At 57.3% G+C, this 17,609-nt stretch carries 13 protein-coding genes and 1 pseudogene; 6 read left to right on the forward strand and 8 right to left on the reverse strand.

The window, feature by feature from the left end; genetic code table 11:
• Entirely contained in the window at positions 1 to 879 is an 879-nt protein-coding gene (locus tag AC2EWF_RS08310; RefSeq protein ID WP_483638889.1) for a hypothetical protein, read from the forward strand.
• Between the two features lie 47 nt (positions 880 to 926).
• Here the strand turns inward: AC2EWF_RS08310 and AC2EWF_RS08315 are convergent, their stop codons facing one another.
• From AC2EWF_RS08315 to AC2EWF_RS08340, 6 genes are all read right to left on the reverse strand, one after another.
• A complete protein-coding gene (locus AC2EWF_RS08315) occupies positions 927 to 2,864 on the reverse strand; it encodes an AAA family ATPase (protein ID WP_483638890.1) in 1,938 nt (645 codons plus the stop codon).
• Entirely contained in the window at positions 2,852 to 3,373 is a 522-nt protein-coding gene (locus tag AC2EWF_RS08320; RefSeq protein ID WP_483638891.1) for a hypothetical protein, read from the reverse strand. Before AC2EWF_RS08320 ends, AC2EWF_RS08315 begins: the two co-directional genes overlap by 13 nt.
• Positions 3,366 to 4,610 carry a hypothetical protein gene (locus tag AC2EWF_RS08325; protein WP_483638892.1) on the reverse strand — a complete coding sequence of 415 codons (1,245 nt, stop codon included), beginning with the start codon at positions 4,608 to 4,610 and terminating at the stop codon, positions 3,366 to 3,368. Before AC2EWF_RS08325 ends, AC2EWF_RS08320 begins: the two co-directional genes overlap by 8 nt.
• A 489-nt stretch (positions 4,611 to 5,099) precedes the next feature.
• Positions 5,100 to 6,266 (reverse strand): DUF3800 domain-containing protein, encoded by a 1,167-nt coding sequence (locus AC2EWF_RS08330; RefSeq protein ID WP_483638893.1) that lies wholly within the window; start codon positions 6,264 to 6,266, stop codon positions 5,100 to 5,102.
• Positions 6,267 to 6,290: 24 nt separating this feature from the next.
• Positions 6,291 to 7,169, reverse strand: a complete 879-nt coding sequence (locus AC2EWF_RS08335) for a hypothetical protein (protein ID WP_483638894.1) — start codon at positions 7,167 to 7,169, stop codon at positions 6,291 to 6,293.
• A gap of 120 nt (positions 7,170 to 7,289) precedes the next feature.
• Complete coding sequence (locus AC2EWF_RS08340; protein ID WP_483638895.1) at positions 7,290 to 7,817, reverse strand: hypothetical protein; 528 nt, start codon at positions 7,815 to 7,817, stop codon at positions 7,290 to 7,292.
• A 774-nt stretch (positions 7,818 to 8,591) separates the two neighbouring features.
• Between AC2EWF_RS08340 and AC2EWF_RS08345 the strand changes: the two genes are divergently transcribed.
• From AC2EWF_RS08345 to AC2EWF_RS08360, 4 genes and pseudogenes are all read left to right on the forward strand, one after another.
• A complete protein-coding gene (locus tag AC2EWF_RS08345; protein WP_483638896.1) occupies positions 8,592 to 11,072 on the forward strand; it encodes a TnsA endonuclease N-terminal domain-containing protein in 2,481 nt (826 codons plus the stop codon).
• On the forward strand, positions 11,069 to 12,103 hold the full coding sequence (locus AC2EWF_RS08350; protein ID WP_483638897.1) for an AAA family ATPase: 1,035 nt from the start codon (positions 11,069 to 11,071) through the stop codon (positions 12,101 to 12,103). The genes AC2EWF_RS08345 and AC2EWF_RS08350 overlap by 4 nt, the downstream gene beginning before the upstream one ends.
• Positions 12,096 to 12,545 (forward strand): annotated as a pseudogene (locus AC2EWF_RS08355) (TniQ family protein); the annotation flags it as partial. The gene AC2EWF_RS08350 and the pseudogene AC2EWF_RS08355, both read left to right, overlap by 8 nt.
• Before the next feature lie 342 nt (positions 12,546 to 12,887).
• The gene (locus tag AC2EWF_RS08360; protein ID WP_483639138.1) at positions 12,888 to 13,472 is read left to right on the forward strand and encodes a hypothetical protein; all 585 of its coding nucleotides are present in this window, start codon (positions 12,888 to 12,890) and stop codon (positions 13,470 to 13,472) included.
• 96 nt (positions 13,473 to 13,568) lie between these two features.
• On the opposite strand, the gene AC2EWF_RS08365 is transcribed toward AC2EWF_RS08360, so the two are convergent.
• The gene (locus AC2EWF_RS08365) at positions 13,569 to 15,773 is read right to left on the reverse strand and encodes an AAA family ATPase (protein WP_483638898.1); all 2,205 of its coding nucleotides are present in this window, start codon (positions 15,771 to 15,773) and stop codon (positions 13,569 to 13,571) included.
• A 675-nt stretch (positions 15,774 to 16,448) separates the two neighbouring features.
• On the opposite strand from AC2EWF_RS08365, the gene AC2EWF_RS08370 reads away from it, so the two are divergent.
• Positions 16,449 to 16,868, forward strand: coding sequence for a hypothetical protein (locus tag AC2EWF_RS08370; RefSeq protein WP_483638899.1), 420 nt, complete (start codon positions 16,449 to 16,451; stop codon positions 16,866 to 16,868).
• Between the two features lie 108 nt (positions 16,869 to 16,976).
• On the opposite strand, the gene AC2EWF_RS08375 is transcribed toward AC2EWF_RS08370, so the two are convergent.
• A complete protein-coding gene (locus AC2EWF_RS08375) occupies positions 16,977 to 17,609 on the reverse strand; it encodes an NHL repeat-containing protein (protein ID WP_483638900.1) in 633 nt (210 codons plus the stop codon).

Genomic DNA, 17,609 nt, shown 5'->3' on the forward strand with positions numbered 1-17,609 from the left:
GTGTTGCTTGCCTTTGATGACACAATCGATGATGCCTGCACGAGTGTCTTCATCAGTAGCAACTACCTGCTGCAGCAGCTGGGCCTGAACCCGGCCGCCACCGAACAGCGCCTGGGCGACGGCTTCTACGAGCAGCAGCAGGTACTGGCGCAGATCACGGACCTGACCGGCCGGCGCTACCTTGCCGACGACACCGACGCGCTGGACCAGTACCGCGACCTGATGAACAACGCCACCGAAGTGGCGAAGCAGTTCGACCTGTCGGTGGGCGTGGCGCTGACACCGGCGCAGATGGCCAACCTCACCCAGGACATCGTGTGGCTGGTCAACGTGACGGTGGACGGCCACCAGGTGCTGGAGCCGGTGGTGTACCTGAGCGCGTCCGACGCGAAGAACCTGGCGGCGAGCGGGGCGACGATCGCCGGCAAGAACGTGATCCTGACGGCCAGCGGCACGATCACCAACAATGGCACCATCGCCGCGAGCCAGAACGCCCAGCTCACCGCCAGCAACTTGCTCAACAGCGGCACGATCAGCGCGGGCAACAACCTCAGCATCAACGCCGCGCAGAACATCTTGAACGGCGGCACGATCAGTGCCGGTGGCAACGTGAGCCTGGTCGCCGGCAACGACGTGCTGAGCGGGGTAAGCGTGGCGCAGAGCCTGGGCTCGGTGAACTTGGCCGGCCTGGGATCGCCGGTCGGTACGGTGGCCCTCTCCAACCTCTCACTGCCTGTGCGATCTCACATAGTTTGGCCGCAGATGTCTTGCATAGTTTGGCCGGCACGCCCAACCGTAACCATTCGCAACGGCGTGCGGTTGCACAATCCGCTCAGGAACCCGGTCCTTGCTGAACGCCACAATAAAAGTATCGCGTAGCGCGTACCGCCACGCACTCGTGCTTCCGGCTTAGAGAAGGGCTCTTCTTACTGCTCAAGGCGCCGTTCGTGCAGTAGTCGAGCATCTTCCCTCAGGCGCAGGACAACGCGGTCCGCGTACTCAATTGGATACTTCTTAACACCCGTGGAAAGGAGAATCTGGTAACCATCCTTGCCCGCCGTGGCAACTTCAATTTGCCGAATCATGTTGACCAAGTTCTGGAAGTCGATCCCCGCTGTTTCCGGTGTATCTACCAAGAGCATTCGCGGGAACGGTATATCCTCGTCCAGCGACATTTTGAGCAAGGTCAAATAGTAGAGGAATCGCTTTGGGACATCTGCACTAGCCTCACGGTATTCGCCGTTGTTGATAACAGGAAGATAGGTTTCCGGGTCAATCTTCGCGCTCCGGCAATCCGCTAATACTGCCGACATCAACGAGGTATAGGTGACGTTAAACGCGGTCAGCCGACTGGAAAGCTCCAACCGTGATGCTGCATCCAGCTGATCCACCGCCGCCTTCGTGTTCTGCGCCTGCAGAAGCGCGTCATCATATCTACGCTGAAACGAACCCAATTTTTCCTCTAGTTTTACGGCCTGTTCTAGTTCGCCAATCATGTTGCGAATCTCGAACATCTTCTCCTCGATCAACTCTATCTGCTGGTCCTGTGGGCGAATCGATTGATCGGCAGCCTTGGCCAGGCGTAGTCTCGAAGCCTCAGCCGTCGCGGCCAGCTCGTCGCGTTCATGACCAAGACGCGCGATATCGTCGCGCACGCCATTCGCTGCGGATCTCAGTGTCTCAAGTGATTTGGCTTTAGCCTTTAGAATCTCAATGTATTCGGCCGAACTATAGAAAAAGCGCTGATAATTCTTCTCGTCGACCACGCACCCGCAAACACACCTATCCTTTGCTCGCTCGACGGTATTCAAACAATACGGGCACGTATCGGGTGCGAATAGACTCAGCTGCTCATGCGTATAGAGGATCTTCTGAATCCTGCGAATGTCGCCATTGAGACCTTCTTGTACTTCACCCAGCCTGACTTTCTCGCGGAACAAGGCGCTGAGCTCTTCCTCGAGATCGGCCCGTCTTGAAGTAACATCCTCATAGTCCCTTCGCGCAATCTCGAACGAAGCTACGACTTCGTACCCGCTAATTTCGGCAGAAAGGCGCGAGGTGCGCTCTCGCCCCAGTTTCTCTAGTTGATCCTGAAGCACACGAATTCTGGAAACAAGGTGGAGGCGGTTCGTCACCTCCTTAATACCGTTTGACGCCAGCAGCTCGGTGACAATTTGCGTGTACTCCGCCAGAATCGCCCGAGCTGATTCCCTCTCCCTCTCGCCACGCTTGTACGCGCCAATGGCCTGATATAGCGCGAGCAGCGTTTTGCCAACCAGAACCTGGAAGATCGCTCTACGGACCTCTAGGGAGTCCGTTATGAAATTGCTTGCGTCTGCGGGTTTGAAGATCCCATGAGGATCCGGGCTCTGGTTGTGATAGATCAGTCGAGCCAAGTCGGAGAAGTTCAACTTGAAACTCCGACCGCCTTGATAGATTTCCACTACAGCAATGCCAAGCTGATCCAGTAGCCAATCGGAGAATATTCGGTCACCACCTTGACGAAAGACAGGCAAGACAAGTGCCTCCACTTCGGTTACCCGATCCGAGCCATTTCCCGCCATATCAATGGCGATGGAATTGTCCCCAATCCTACGGCTAACGGAGTAGCTGGCACCATTGATGGCGATGTCGAGCCTAACGAAGTTGTTCGTATCGCCCGTAATCTCTTTGTGGGCATGACGCGAGCCCCGCTCAAACTCCTCGACTTTGCCACCTAGCGCATAGTAGATGAGGTTGAAGAAGGTAGTTTTGCCGGTGCCGTTCGGCCCCTCAATGATCGAGAGGCCATCCGATAGCTCTGGCGACTCGAACCAGTACTTATCGCCAAAGTACCTGACTACGCGGACCTTCAAACGACCCATACTCTCAATCCCTTTGATTTGTAGATTCGATCCATAAAGGTTTCGTGAGTCATTGCACCAAGTCTGGGAACAAGCTTCTTAAGCTGGACCGCATTCGCTCGTTCACTATCGAATTCCGGCGAGGCGAGAAAGCCAGTGGGGAGTCGATCGCGATCCAGGAAAACGTCTAGAACTTCCGGTCTCGACGTTTTCTTCAGCGCGACATAGCCCCGTTTCTCTAACGCAAAGAGGATCTTATAGATTTCCCTCTTATGCAGTTCGCCGCGTGTGAAGGCCGCGAACAGCAACTCTCTGTCGATAGGATTGGAGACGCTCCGATCGATGTATCGAGAAAGAATCCCAACCAAGCGCTGATCCGACAGAAGCTGCGCAAGGTGCGACAGCTTGCGGTGGTCCTTGAACGCCCCCCCATCAGCCGACGTAAATGCATCCAGGGCATTTAAGATTGCGTAGGTAAGGAAATAGAAATCTTCCCCAACGAGAAAATTGAGCCGCTTGACGTTATCCATTTTTTTCAGGAACTTCGTCAAATGCAAGGAAGCAATCGTCGAACAGCGTAAGCACCGCGCCCTTAATTGTCTCTCGATCTTTGATCCTGTATGAGTAGGAAGATGACAGGACAGACATGCGCTCTTCAGCCCTATCGGTAAGAGACGCCAAAATTCCGTCCACAGTTACGGGAGACATCTTCGCGTCCAGTTTCCCCAGCTTTTCCAACTCCTCCTCACAAGCATCGAGAACCCTGTGACGGAGCGACACGTATTCACGGTCGAAGGCCTGAGATTCGTGCTTCGCGACGCCGATTCTTCGCTGCAGCTTCGTGAGCTTCAGTTGACTGTAGTCTTCCGATACCGCCAGGATCTTTTCCGCGATATTTCGCTTGTCCACTGCGCTCTCGATCTCACCCAACTTGTACGCAGGGTCTAAAGGCTTCTCCGAGCGACCAGCCGCCGCCTCCAAATAGAGAAGTCGGATATCCGACGTTCCTACCATTTTGTCTATCAGATACTTGCTCTGAGATCTTTCTTCGAGAAGGTCCACAATCCTAGTGAAAATGAACTCTTCCAGGTGCTCATGCCTGTAGTCGAAGAATGGACATGTTTGCACGAGATCTAGAGCCTTGCTTCTTAGTGACTCATTTGTTTCCGTGATTATTGACCACTCGATACGCTCAAAGAATGCCCGGAACTGGCCGTTCGTCCACGTCTTCAGCGCGTCCAGCCGTCCCTTCATCTCCTTTGAGTACTGTTCTTCGTACTCATCGAGCACTATCACTCTCGCGATTGCAACCTCGTTGTCTGTGAGCTTCTCGCGATCAACTAGCTTTTGCAGAATCTGATATCTCGTTTGGGAACCTTCCACGCCAGCACGCGCCCTAACATCCATCGATATGACTTCGTCACCAATCGGCGCTGACGCATACACCGCAAGGCCCAATGAACCCTCATGCATGTAGATCGCATCGAGATCCAAGAATGCGACTATCGTGTTCCGAATGGCCTTGGAGTTTATCGTCAGCGACGACGAATAGAGCTTGTTCTCTTCAGCAGACACTGCGCTATCGGCACTGTCGTCGATAACAACGCTGTCCTCTAAGAACTCCATCGCACAGTAGATCTGGCCATCTGGCCTCGCGGCGATTCGCTCAAGAAGGCGAATGCAGGCGCGTATCTTCTGGAAGCGAAAGCCTTTGGTCTTGTCGCCGGCACCACGGCCGATCACTTCTGGCGGTATTCCCTGCGTCATGAGCCCCCCTTGGCCCATACACCGTCGCTGGCAGCTCGGGTTAGTCTACAGGCTCCGCAAGCCTGAAGCGCCCCGAATCGGGCGGCTCGATCCAAGTGGGCAGTTCGCCCCGTCGGCCCAGCCCAGTTGCAAGACGAAGCATCAGCGAAAGCCCAACGAACCCCACACCCAGCAACGGAGTCAATCTGACGAGGAATGAGAGACGTGGGCGTCTACACTTGCCGCTCCGAAGGCATCTACGGGTAAGGATTGACGGTCGAAGGAGAGGGCGTGGTACTTGGTTCTGGAGACGGTAGCGCACACCCGCTCGCTAGGTTAAGGGGTGTGCACGTACACGTGTTTCGTGGCCACAGCGAGCCATGGCCCCGCCACTGATGGCGAACTCTCGCCGCACGCCAGGGTTGGACGACGCCGTCCTTGGTCAATCAGTTTTCGGCTATCTGGTCAAATCCCAGTGCGCGTCAACACATCCGGCCCACAGTGAGAGCCTCAGACTTCTTCTATCACTGTCATGTCTCCACCAAAATCGTCCGCGGAACCAGTGGTGACGTTAAAGCGCTTCAGGAATTCCGCCGCAAATCGGTCCTTGGCGTTTGGCTCATCTAACTCGCGTAAAGGATGGTTATAGCGTTTCCCCAAGCTTCCGCAGAAAAGATCTGCGAGCTGAATGGGAACGAGAGCCTTAGAATCGACGGCTTGCACCAACGACACATGAAGCCTGCCTTCGAAACTCGCAGTGGAGGCGTTCTTCAGTTCAGTCATTAGATTGGCAACCGCGAGCTGATCGCGAGAGGCCTCTTCCGCATCTTTGTATACGCTAATGGAGCGAGGCAAAGGCGCGCGGCCAGATCTATCTACGTGCTCAACCCCTCTGATCAGGACGTGCTTCAGCATGTCGTCTAGGACACGCTGGATATCACTATGTCCCCGGCGTCGAATCATGATGGCGCGGAAGCTTATGGTTGACGCGTACTTGTCAAGCAAGTCGAGGACAGCTAGGTATGTATCCAGATTTTGGTCGCGTATGCGCGTGAAATGCAGCTCATCCTTGAAGCCTCGTTCCTTGCGAAGGTCCTTCAGGGCCTCGGTAAACCGGTACACGTCCATACCGTCAAGAAACCAAACGGTCCCAACAATCAGGTGATCTTCATTCTTTCCCGTTTCATCAGAATAAACGGTGATGGTCTTTAGACCGGGTTGGTCCTCGACTTGGCGCACTCGTTCTTGTGCGTCTTTGGCGATTCGCCGCCTCTTGACGTTGTCCGCCGCTAGGAAGAGTCCGTACTCATTCTGGATTTTGGCACGTGCGCGTGCAATATCGGTCAATCGGGTGAGCTGGTAGAGGTTTTCCAGCGCCACTGCGTTAGGACCCGCGAGGAGCTGATGATCGAACGTGCGCCAGTAGGTAACCTGCAAAGTGACGTCTGAGTTACGTGCCGCAGGATAGCGATTCAGTACCCAAGCAACGCGAGTTTGAACCGTATTGTGGGTTCCTGCTGCGATGCTCTCGATAAACCTGGCCCTTTCCCGGGCAAGTTTCTCTTCCTTCGTTAGCTCCTGCTTCGGCGCCGAATCTTCACCGTAATCTGGGACTTCGTCCTGCCCTGCCATAGCGCCTCCACGTTCGCCCGGTGCCGTCGAATCGACCGCCTTCATATCGGGCGCCCACTGTCCAGTCGATCAAAGCATATCGGTATCGCGTACGAACTCATTTTCAATCAACGTCGCGAATAGCCAAACAGCCACACCTGGCAAGATCCAAGCCATGGCAATAACGCCATATAGATAGAACTGGGGTGCGTAGATCAAACCCAAGTGCTCATGCTTTAGGCTAGATGCCACGCGGTAAGCACTAAGCATCGTTAAACCAAAGACTGCTTCGAGAGCAACGATAAATATTGAGTTTCCGTGCTCTCTGAGGTGCCTGTACGACGTTATAAGCTCCCCCGCATCACCTTGGCGAGCTCTCGCCTTGGCAAGGTTCTTATAGAACTGGTAGGACCTATTTCTGAAAAAGGTTAGGGAGAAGGTTAGACCTGCGAGAACCATGACGGTAACGATGAACGCCAGGAAGCTTAAGTATGCGATCCGCTTGTCCAACTCCGGCGAGCGCAAGAGCTCAAATTGCGCAAAAACGTAGAGCATAGAGAAGGTGTATACGGTAGCTGTAAAGAGTGCCGGTAGTGCCTCTTCATAGAACTTTCTCAGCTTGGTGCGCTTGACCGTCCGTGGCCCAATCGGGAGAAGTGAGCGACCCGCGTGTAAAACAAGAATCGGGATACTAGATACGTAGCAGTAGACCAGACCCAGCCCGCCGAGAACAGCGAAGCGGCCTCCGCCATCAAGTCCATCGAGTAGCCGCTTGAGCACTCGATTTAGCGCAGGGTCAATATGCATAAGTGTGATGACAACAAGAGCACCAATCACGGTCCCCGTTGCGTACCTGACGAAGTAGAACTCCCACCATCTTCCGCTCGTCACTGAGATTCCCCTTCTCCACAGTTCTAATTGTTCATGCGACCTACACAGCTGTATCGGCCGGCTGACTGCGATCTTCATCGCCCAGGGTGGTGGGACCAACGGCAGTCTCACGCGCCATGCAAATTGCTGATGCTTTCAAAGGTAATCAATGAAGATGCTTCAACATTGGTCTTCGATGAGGTCGGCTATCGGGAACGGTCAATCAGTTGACGAAAGCAACATGCCCCGCACCCGGTCGATCAAGAGCCGGGTGCCAGTAGGTAGCGGCTCCGATCTTTCCAACTCGATGGGGTCGAGCCGATCCTCAAGCACCGCGAGCACTTGCTGCAGGATCTGACGCGTTGGGCGCAATTCCTTCGGGCTCTCATGCATCCACCAGTCCTGCAAGGCAGAGAGCTCATCAGGGGGCAGCTTCGCGACGTCGGCCTTGTCCGGCACGCGGATCGTCGCGCCTTTCCGCCTCGCAAGCGCAACAGCCTCATCTAGCCCAAAGTAATCGCCAGTCGAACGCGCTGCAGAAAGGTAGCGTTCCGCGCGCTGACGATCGGCTTCCGTTTGATAACGCTTCAACCCGTTGGGATAGAGGTAGTAGACGCCGCCATCGTCGCCATGGCACGTCGCACGACCGAGCGCGTGAGTATTCTTGATGGCTTCGGCGACAGCCTTGCGCACAGGTGCCTCGATCGCCTCCAGCGGCAGGCTCCTCATCCTCTCCAAGTAGCTCATGAACACCTCGATAAATCTAGTTCGCGCCAAGCCCTTCTTCGTGAGACGTGCAGATCGCAGTCGTCCGTGGCGTGATCGACTGGCGGAATTCTAGACTGATATATATATCAGTCTAATCAAGAACTTATTGAAAAATGTGGCCAGTGGTGCCAGTCTACGCCGAATCGCGGGGTTGGTCTTTGCTGAACCAGCTAGGGCAGCCCTATCCGGACAGAACCGGACGGAGGGACGCATCGATGCCCGAGCGCCATATGCCCCAGGTTGGTCTAGAGCTGTATCTACCACGTGCGCCCATCCTCAGTGCGGCTGAAACGGCGCGTCTCATGGGGTTCAGGTCAGGTGAGGCGCTCAGCAAGGCCAGACAGGCCGGACGTCTGCCTATAGAAATGTTCCAACTACCAGGGCGCCGTGGCTGGTTTGCAGCCACTCATGTCGTTAAGGCGTGGTTAGAAGCTTCGCTCACGTCCCAAGTTACACCGCCGCCCAAGGCGGAGGGCAACGACATGAGCGGATAACGTCAACGATTCCAGGCGATGAAACAAGAAGAGCCCCGCACTGGCGTACGGAGCTCCTCGATTCGGCGGGTACTTGCAGGAACCGCTCGCCGTAATCTTCAGAGCCTACCCCCCCCGAAGTCAAGCCCTTTTCATCGAAATTCGATGAGATGCGGACCGGCGCGACCTTTGTCAGGCAAGAGCATGGCAGGCGCGTCGCACCTGTGGCTTCGCGCATTCGATCGAGCGCCGCACTTGGCGCCGCAGCGAGGACCTGAAGATGAGCCTGATCGATGAGTCAGTGCAACCGGACGACTTTGCATCGGACGCACATTTCTCGCCATCGAGCCTTGAAGCGCTACACGATCACATGGCTCGCATGGCGCTAACGGAAGAAGGCGAGGCCTATGTGATGTCTGTGGCGTCATCTCCTCCAAGCCGTTCGGTGGGCGAGCACCGTGTCCGCAATCTGATTGGCGACATACCCATTCCTCATCTGGGCGTCGTGCTTCAGATGGAATCCGGATCGGGGGAGTACTTCTTCTTGCTGGAGATGTTGCGGCGGGGCGATGTCATCGCCATTTATGACCAACCCCAAGGTGTTCCGCTCCTCATCACCAACAAAGCAGGGGTTAAAACTCGGACTACCCACACACCGGACTTCTTGGTTGTCCACGAAGATCATGTCGCTGTCTATGAGGTCAAGGCAGATGGAGCGATCGAGTTCAACTGTAGACAGAGGAAGGCCGATTGGTATGAGGAGTCAGGGAGGATCGTCTATGCACCGGCGAAGGCGTACTTTGAAAGGTTAGGCATCCATCATCACGTCATTGCGAATAGCACGACCTCTGCAGTTCGTGCGGACAACTTGCGAACACTGATGGCTGTTCGTTCTTTTGATGACACGCCCCGTCTCGCGCGCCTCCGGGAGCGCATCGCGAAGATGGTCCGAAGTGTGGATCTCATCCAAATCGGTCAGGTGTTAGACCGTCTACATATCGAAGACAGCACGGCAATGTTTCAGCTTCTCGACCGAGGGGCAATTCATGCTGATCTAGATCATTGTCTGCTCAGCTCCCCGAGGGATGTCTGGGTTTCGCATGACCCATCGTTGCCGAGTCTCCTCGGCAGCACAGGCTTTCGATTCAAAGGCGCGCTCGTCGCCCAGGGATCAGTTTCAACCGAGCACGCACCACATCCAAAGCACATAGGCGAAGTGGCGGCGCGGTACGCAGCGTGCGACCTGATCGATCAGGTGCAGGGTCTTACGCAAAAATCAGAACGAACGAGGCGCAGATACAAAAAGGCGCTGCGCGAGCACGGCGGCGATCCGTGCGCACTATTTCCTCGTTGGGATCACTGCGGCAACCGAAGATCTCGGATCTCAGTCGAACACAAAAAGCTACTAGACGAGGTCATCGAGGTGACAAAGGGGGATCCGAATCTTTCCACGCCATCCAACGGTTACCTGGAGTACTGCTCCCGCTACCGAAGCTCGTCTATCAAAGATCATGATCGCCCGATTGCATGCTCGACCTTTCACCGGTACTACAGGTGCCACGGAGACCCCGCAGATCTCGCGCGAAGGCGCGGCGGGCGCCGCGCCGGTAACGCCGCTGCTTCCTCGATTGATCCCCTTCGGCGGACGCTTCTCCCGACGAGGGCCTTTTCGATTGCACACATAGATCACTACAACGTCGACATCGCCTTACTACTGGGGCACGCGAAGGACAAGCCAATCACTAGGAGAGCATGGTTGACCGGCATGGTCGACGCCTATAGCGGTGAAGTCTTGGGCTTGTGGCTGTCCTACAAGGCTCCATGCAAAAACTCTTGCGCGATGGTCATTAGAGACTGCGCCGCGCGGCATGGCCGACTGCCTGAGATCCTCGTTGTCGACGGCGGTCCAGAACTCGATAGCGTTCATTTCACCACCTTGCTTGCCAGCCTCTCCGTGACACGAATCCAAAGGCCGCCTGAAGATCCGCGGTTCGGCAAGGAGATTGAGCGCCTTTTCGGGGCATTCAAAGAGAATTTCGCAAGGGGGCTGCCGGGCTTCGTCCCAGGCGTTGCCCATGCACGCAAGATGTCCGGAAAGCTCAGTGCGCCCAAGCGAGCCCGTCTCAAGTTCCACGAACTCATAGACCTTCTGGAAGCGTATACCTTCAGGGGCTATAACCACGAACCTAAGCCCGACGCTGTCGAGTCCCGCTTGAGCATGCGAGCCAAGTGCGACGCCGCCTTTCCGTTCAGCGGTCGAAGGGTCCTCCTGGACACAAGATTTCTCATCCAGAGCGCCGCAGACGCGCCAGCAAACTGCTACCAACTTGTTGCAAGCCGAGGCATCAGGGTCTACGGGACATGGTACGGCTGCCCAGCTCTCTACGATTACAGGGGGCCAAAAAAGCACGTTCAAGTAAGGATTGAACCCTTCGACAGTTCCATCGCTTATGTGTGTCTTGCAGGTCTGTGGCACGTCTGTCGAAGCACGTCGGCAGCAATCACCGATGCGCTTCCGACCGCGGAGGTCATTGGGCGAACCGCCGAACGCCATGAGCTCAGGAGCCTAACCGCCTCGCTCGCCCGAGATGCTGAGCTGGCCGCCTACGAGGTAAAGAAGTCGGCACTTGATTCTCTCGCCCATGGCGGGAAGAAAAAAGCGACAGGCACGTCTCGTGCTTCACCGAAGGCGGGGCACGAGCGCGCATCGCCATGCATAGAAGACGTCGATGACTTGACGATGGATGAGGAGTCGGCATGAAACCCATGCTCTTTCCTGCACCGCTCCAGCATCGTAATTTCGTGAGCGCCCGACACCAATTTACCGAACTTGTCAGGGCTTCACCAGGCGGGAAAGTAATCGCTTTGGTGGGACCAACGCAGGTCGGAAAGTCACTCATATTCGAGCAACTCGTCCGTACGCTCAACCAGGAACTCCGATCCGAGGACCCCGGGGCCATGCCCGTAGTGTCGTTGGTTGCAGCAACGAGCCAAGACGGGCGTATCTCACCAAAGCATCTGAACTTGAAGCTCCTCAAGGCTCTCCGGCATCCCATTTACGAACACATTGGAGAATTCGACGAGTTGAAGCACTACCGGCCTTCCCGAGGTAGAGACGAGGGTTCCATGCGAGTCGCCCTTGAAGCTGCGCTTGCTGCCCGTACGACGATACGCGTCATGATCGACGAGGCCCACCACCTGACGCACACAAACAATGCTGGTCTCCGAGCGAATGTCATTCAGTCAATCAAATGTGTCGGAGCCATCGACCGAACGCTTGTACTGGTAGGCGGCTACGAGCTTGCTTATAGGGGGCTCTTCGACTCGGCACACTTCGCCGGCCGTCTGGTTTGTGTCGAGCTGGCACCTTACGCAGCAAACAGCGACGACCTGGCGGAGTGGTCGCGCATCCTGAAATTTTGTAGCAAGCATGTCGCGGTCACGCCGGAGTCGCTTCTTCTGGATGAGGCAGGGCAGCTCCTGGAGGCAACAAACGGCTGCTTTGGTCTCCTGGAAAAAATTCTTTGGGTCGCGCGTTCGCTGAGTGGATCTTGCAGCATAGACCGCGCGCGTCTGCGTGCCGCGTTCCCCCTAAAAAGAGAGCACGCGGCGGTCAAGATAGACATCGACGCCGGCAAAAAGGCGCTTGCCTGTATTGCCGCTGGCGAACTAGCCGGATCTGTGGGAAACGTTCCACCGACATCTCAGGAACTCCGAAAGCCGCGTTCCCGCGCTTTCAAACGAAAGCCGAACCGAACGCTTCCTTCGTGCCCGGTATTGGCCGATGAGTAACTACTTTTCTCTTCAGCCGCTGGGCTGGGGAACCGAAGATGTCGAGCAATTTCACTCGTTCTTCTACCGGTTCGCTGCACTCCATGCCACAACAATGATCCCGATGGCTAGGCACCTTGCGGAGTGGTGGGCGCGGTATACGGGTGAGCCCATCGCTCTCAAATATGTCTTCCTCTATAAAGCGAACCGCTTGCCCTTGTGCGGCTATGGCGATGCCGTTGCGAATTACGTGAGCGTTGTCTCGGCCGCGGCCCATCAAGCGGATCTTTATCGAACGACTCTGCTTCCCCTTCGAGACGCTGCCGATGCTGTTGCGCACGGAGCACTAAGGAGGGGTCGAGCATGGTGCCCTGCTTGTATGTATTGGTCCGGCCGGCGAGGCGAGCCTTACTACGACAAGTTGTTATGGGCTATTGCTGCGGTAGAGCGCTGCCCGATACATCAAGTAGCTCTGGAGAGCACGTGTCGCCGCTGTGGCAACCATCAACTTGCCTACCATCCCAAGGCGGGCATGGCTTGCTGCGCAAAGTGCGCCCAGCCGTTAGTGCAGAACCCTGAAACTTGGACCCGTGCTACACGTCCATCTTTTGGCGAAAGTGATTGCAGGGCGCTGATCGAGGCCATCGCTACCGGGTCACTTTGCTCACCCGTACCTAGGGCGTTTTCAATCTTTTGTGAAGAGCTTCGGTCATTTGCCAGCCCTCTTGTTGCTTACGAAAGGGGTACCTCCCTCCGATCGGCGTCAAGGACGTGGCGCAAACTGGCGAGGCCCACGCTGTCGACCATGCTAAAGCGTTGTCATGTTGCTGGCGTCAAGCTGCCCGACGTGTTGGCCGACCCCTACGGCGCAGCAAATGCGGCAGGTCAGCTACTGATTGATAGCCATCCCATTCCGCAGGGCATCAAGCCACGTCGCACCCCGGAGGCGGTCAAGCACGCCCGCATGCGTCTGATCGAAGCGGTCTCTGCCTACCCTGAAAAACCGCTGGTTTCGTTCGCTGCATTCGCCCAATCTCTGGGTGTTTCCAAGGGATTTCTCGGCTACCGGGAGCCAGCTCTATGCAAGGTGTACAAAGAGGAATATGCGGCGCAGGTAAGTCAGGCTAACAAGATCAGGAAGCGTCAGGCGAAAGCAGAACTGACTCATGGGCGTGCATTTCTTCGCTATCTCGGAGGCGAGTTCCGTAGTCAGGATGAGCTCGTGGATTACCTCCACGCGAGCTTCGAGGTGAAGAAACATGTTGCGAGGCTCTTGGTGTCCGAAGTGCTGAAGACGCACTTGAGAATAAAAGCACTCAGCGAGACGTCGGGGCTAAGCAAAAGCCAGAGAACCATGCTGTTGAGAGGTCGAGCCGCGGGGTACCTATGATTTTCGACGTGTCTCGATGGCCAAGCCGATAAGTGCAATTCGTGGGTACGACTCCGTCCGAAGACCGCAATCAGCCAAAAGCGGACATCTAGATCCCTAGATGGTTTCCGCCACCAACACTGAATAGTGATCAGGGTCCACGCGCTCCAATGCCTGCATAACGCGCTCTACCATTCCTCGTGACATTGCGGGGAAGTCGGAGAACTCCAGTAGGCGGAGCGTTGATGCACTATGCGACCCCTCGTCCACATACCTTGCGACCGCGCCTCGCTCCACTTCGTCGTCGAACAACACATCAAGCTTGGTCAGGTAGCCCTTGGGTGTGGGCCGCCGGAAGCCGAGATACATCTCCAAGAACCGTCTGAGCAAGTTCGGACAACTCAGGTAGGCATCAACCTCCAGGCTAGTGCTCGCTTGGAACTGACGTAGGCAGTAGAAGACGTGGTGATAGTCGGAACGGAACTTCGCCAGGTGATCCGGCAGCACGAGAAGCTGGCTGGCACCTCCCCCCTGCCGGTAGATGAGATATGCCACATGCTGCGGCTTGAACTTACCTCCGCGGTCAGCCCAGTCCTGCTTGATCGTGTTGAAGAACTCCGAGTTGTGTGTGGAAATGAAGAGTTGCCGACACCTCTTTAGACTCGTGATGAGCAGGTAGGCCACGTCATAGATGTGGTTGGCGTCCAGGCTGCAGATCGGGTCATCCACGAAGACGACCAGATCCTCAAGCCGCTGACCGTTCTGTCTCAAACTGACCAGGAAGTACGCCAGTGAGATCGCCGTCCGCTCACCGTCACTCATATTGGTGGCCGGCTGACCTTCGCGGATGAACTGGATCCGATTGTCCTGAGCCTGCTCGACGGAGATGCTCGGTCCAAGCAACCGCTTCAGTAGTCCATTGATTTGGCTTGTGGCCACCGAACTACGCTGTAGCTCAGTGTTGGCCGTCGCCGTTTGCGCTGCGATCTTCTGCCCGACGGTCTTGATTCGCCCCAGATCCGCTTCAGCCTGGCTCAAGAAAGCGATCGCTTCCGCCGCTCCGGGGTCGAGCACAAGCCGGGCTGCGAAGTGCTCCTTCGCTTTCTCGGCGGCGTTCCGACGCCTGGAAGCAAGTTCGTCACATGCGCGGTTATGGTCGTCCTTTGCCTGATGAAGCTCCGCAAGGATGACCGTCAACTCGGGAGCTCGATCTTCAACCGCCTCCACGGTGAATGGCGTCTCCATGTTGGCAAGCTTCTCCCTCAGCAGGCCAGCCCAGATCGCACGAATCTCGCCTTCCCGAGTTTCCCAAGCCGACAGCCGACTCAATACTTCCTGGACCTTGGCCCGAACATCGGGAACCCACTCCTTTTCATGAGGAAACGTGTGTGCCTGCCTAGGCTGTTCCAGCTGCCCGATTGCCGCCGTGATAGCAGCGTGCTGTCGGCGATATTCGTCCGAGAAATGGTTGGCGTAGGCTTCCAGCGCTTGGGCCGCATTGTTTCCACAGAAGGCACAGGTGGTGCTGTGCTCATGAAATCGCAGGCCGGTACGCACCCAATCGCTTAGCGCGGGGTCGTCAGCCAAGCGCTTAATCGTGTTCTGCCTGGGTGTATCCCGCAACAACCCAGCAACGTCATCTACCCTAGGCGGGAGCGGAGGGAGCACCACTGGCAGGTTGCGAATGGGAGCGAAGTCACTCTGGTCGCGCGCCTGGTTAACCATTACTTGCAAAGTGGCGGCGTCGAGCAGATGGTCATCCGGCGCGGTCAGGCTTTGCTGGATTACTTTCAGGTTTGGTGCCCTAAAGTCGCGGACACCCAGCATCGTTCCGCACTCTCTGGCCAGGTCGGTTGCCGCTTTCTCCCTGGCGGTACTGGTCTCGCCCTGCTTCTTTTGGACCGAGCGATACATCGCTAACACATGTTCCCGCCGTCGGGTCAACGACGCAATGCGGTTACTCAGCCGAATGTTGTCTTCACCCACGATGAACAAGGCCGGCGCCTGCGTGTAGTCGTCTCGCTGCAGGTTTGCGTCGATGAAGTCCCGGTTGAAGATGCAGACGGGGATCCGCCCCCGATCCTGCTCTTTCCGGCTATCCAATACATCCTGCCCGACGCTGACGCGTACAAATGCGCCGGTCGGCAGCCGATTTGTGGAGGTCTTGTTCAACAGCCCGAAGACACGGGAGAGGGTTGTCTTGCCGGAGGCGTTCCAGCCATAGATCAAGTTGTATCGAGCGAAGTCAGGCGCTGGGCTCGTTCGTCCGTCATAGCCGTGCCAAACTGCCGATTGAGAAATGGATTCAATTCGTCGAAACATGCTTCCCCCGTTATAAGCATGGCTCGTCACGAGCGCCCCATCTTTCCCGACAATCTACTGCACTGCGCCTGTCGCCGCTGCCATCACACCGATCCCAGCACCGACCGTTATGGGTCGAAAGTTGTCGCGCGGGCAGAGAAAGGAACCTTGCCCAGACGCTGGTCTAGCCGTAGCGAATCGGCCAAGGTGGCCAAATTTTGCGATCGCATCTCATAGTTTGGCCAAAGCGGCCAAACTATGGCTAACCGCGCACTGCCCAGCAGCTGATCAACCGTTTGGTGGGCCCACCAGGATTCGAACCTGGAACCAAGGGATTCGCGTGACCCGAGGGTTTCCCTTCGGCGCGGACTATCTCTTCACCCGCCGCACGCTGCGCTGCTTCGTGCGGCTGGGGTGCGGGACGCTCTAGCCTGTGATGAAGGGCGCTGAAGCCCTCAGGTAGTCTCTGCACCTTCCGCCGGTGTACCGGCGGCTTGGCTCAGGGTTGCCACCGGCCGCATGCGCGCCGCTGAGGTTTCCCTGAATTCATCCCGTTCCCGTCCACGCATTCCTGCGTGGCGGCACCTTTCGATGAGTCCCCTGCTCTAACCGTTGAGCTATAGGCCCGTTCGCACATGGTAGCAACGCCCGCAGGCAAAGCCACGCCGTGCGCACACTTTGGATTACTCTTTTCGGATGAAATCCAAACTTGCTTGCGTAGTGTGCGGCGCGACCTTGGCGGGCAGGCAGCGACGATTCTGCTCCAGGGCCTGCAAGAACCGCGATACCAACGATCGGCACCAGAGCTATTCCAGCCGGCAATCGCGTGGGCTGCTGCGCAAGCGGCAACTGACGGAAGCAGCCGGCGGGTGCTGCGCGCGGTGTGGCTATCGTGCGAATCTGGCGGCGTTGGCCTGGCACCATCGCAATCCATCGCAGAAATCGTTCAACCTCGACTTGCGGGCGCTCTCGAACCGGAGCATGGCCGAGATCGAGGACGAATTGGCCAAATGCATCCTGCTGTGCGCCAACTGCCACGCGGAAGAACATCACCCCGAGATGGCGATGGCAAGTCGTGCTTCGAGAAAAGACAACGACCGCATACGGGGCCGTTGAAAGAAGCGCTGCAGGCGGGTGGCGATCAGCCCACGCCCACGCGGGGAGCCGCGACCACGCCGAAGGCCTCTCAGCTGCGGCGGCGGAGCGGCCGCCGAAGCCTGTGCCTCAACTGGGCCGGCGCACCACGCGCAGCGTGCCGCTGCTGCCGCCACCGCAGTAGAACAGGTCGCCGCCGTCGGACTCCAGGCCCGACACGATCATCCCGGGCGGCATCGCCACGCTCTCCAGCACCTCGCCGGTGTCGACGTCGACGCGGCGCAGCTCGCTGACGCCGTCCTCCCAGGTGCCATGCCACAGCTCGCGCTCGACCCAGGTGACGCCGGTGACGTAGCGGCTGGATTCGATCGTGCGCAGGATCGCACCCGTCTGCGGGTCGACCTGGTGGATCCGGCGCTGGCGGTACTGGCCCACCCACAGCGCGCCTTCGGCCCAGGCCAGCCCCGCATTGCCGCCGCCCTCCGGCGCCGGGATGCTGTCCAGCACGCTGCCGGTCTCGGGATCGATGCGCAGGATGCGCTCGCCGGCGATCTGGTACAGGTGGTGGCCGTCGAACGCCGTGCCGGCCTGGGCGGCCACCTCCAGCGTGCGCCGGGTGGCTCCGCTGGCCGGATCCAGCGCGTGCAGGTGGTCGCCGGTGGCGAGCCAGACGTCATGGCCATCCCAGCTCACCCCGCCCACCTTGTCGACGCCCGCAAAAGGGCCGTACTCGCGGACGATGTCGGCGTTCGATCGTTTCAT

This window comes from Rhodanobacter sp. sgz306013 (genome assembly GCF_057031145.1).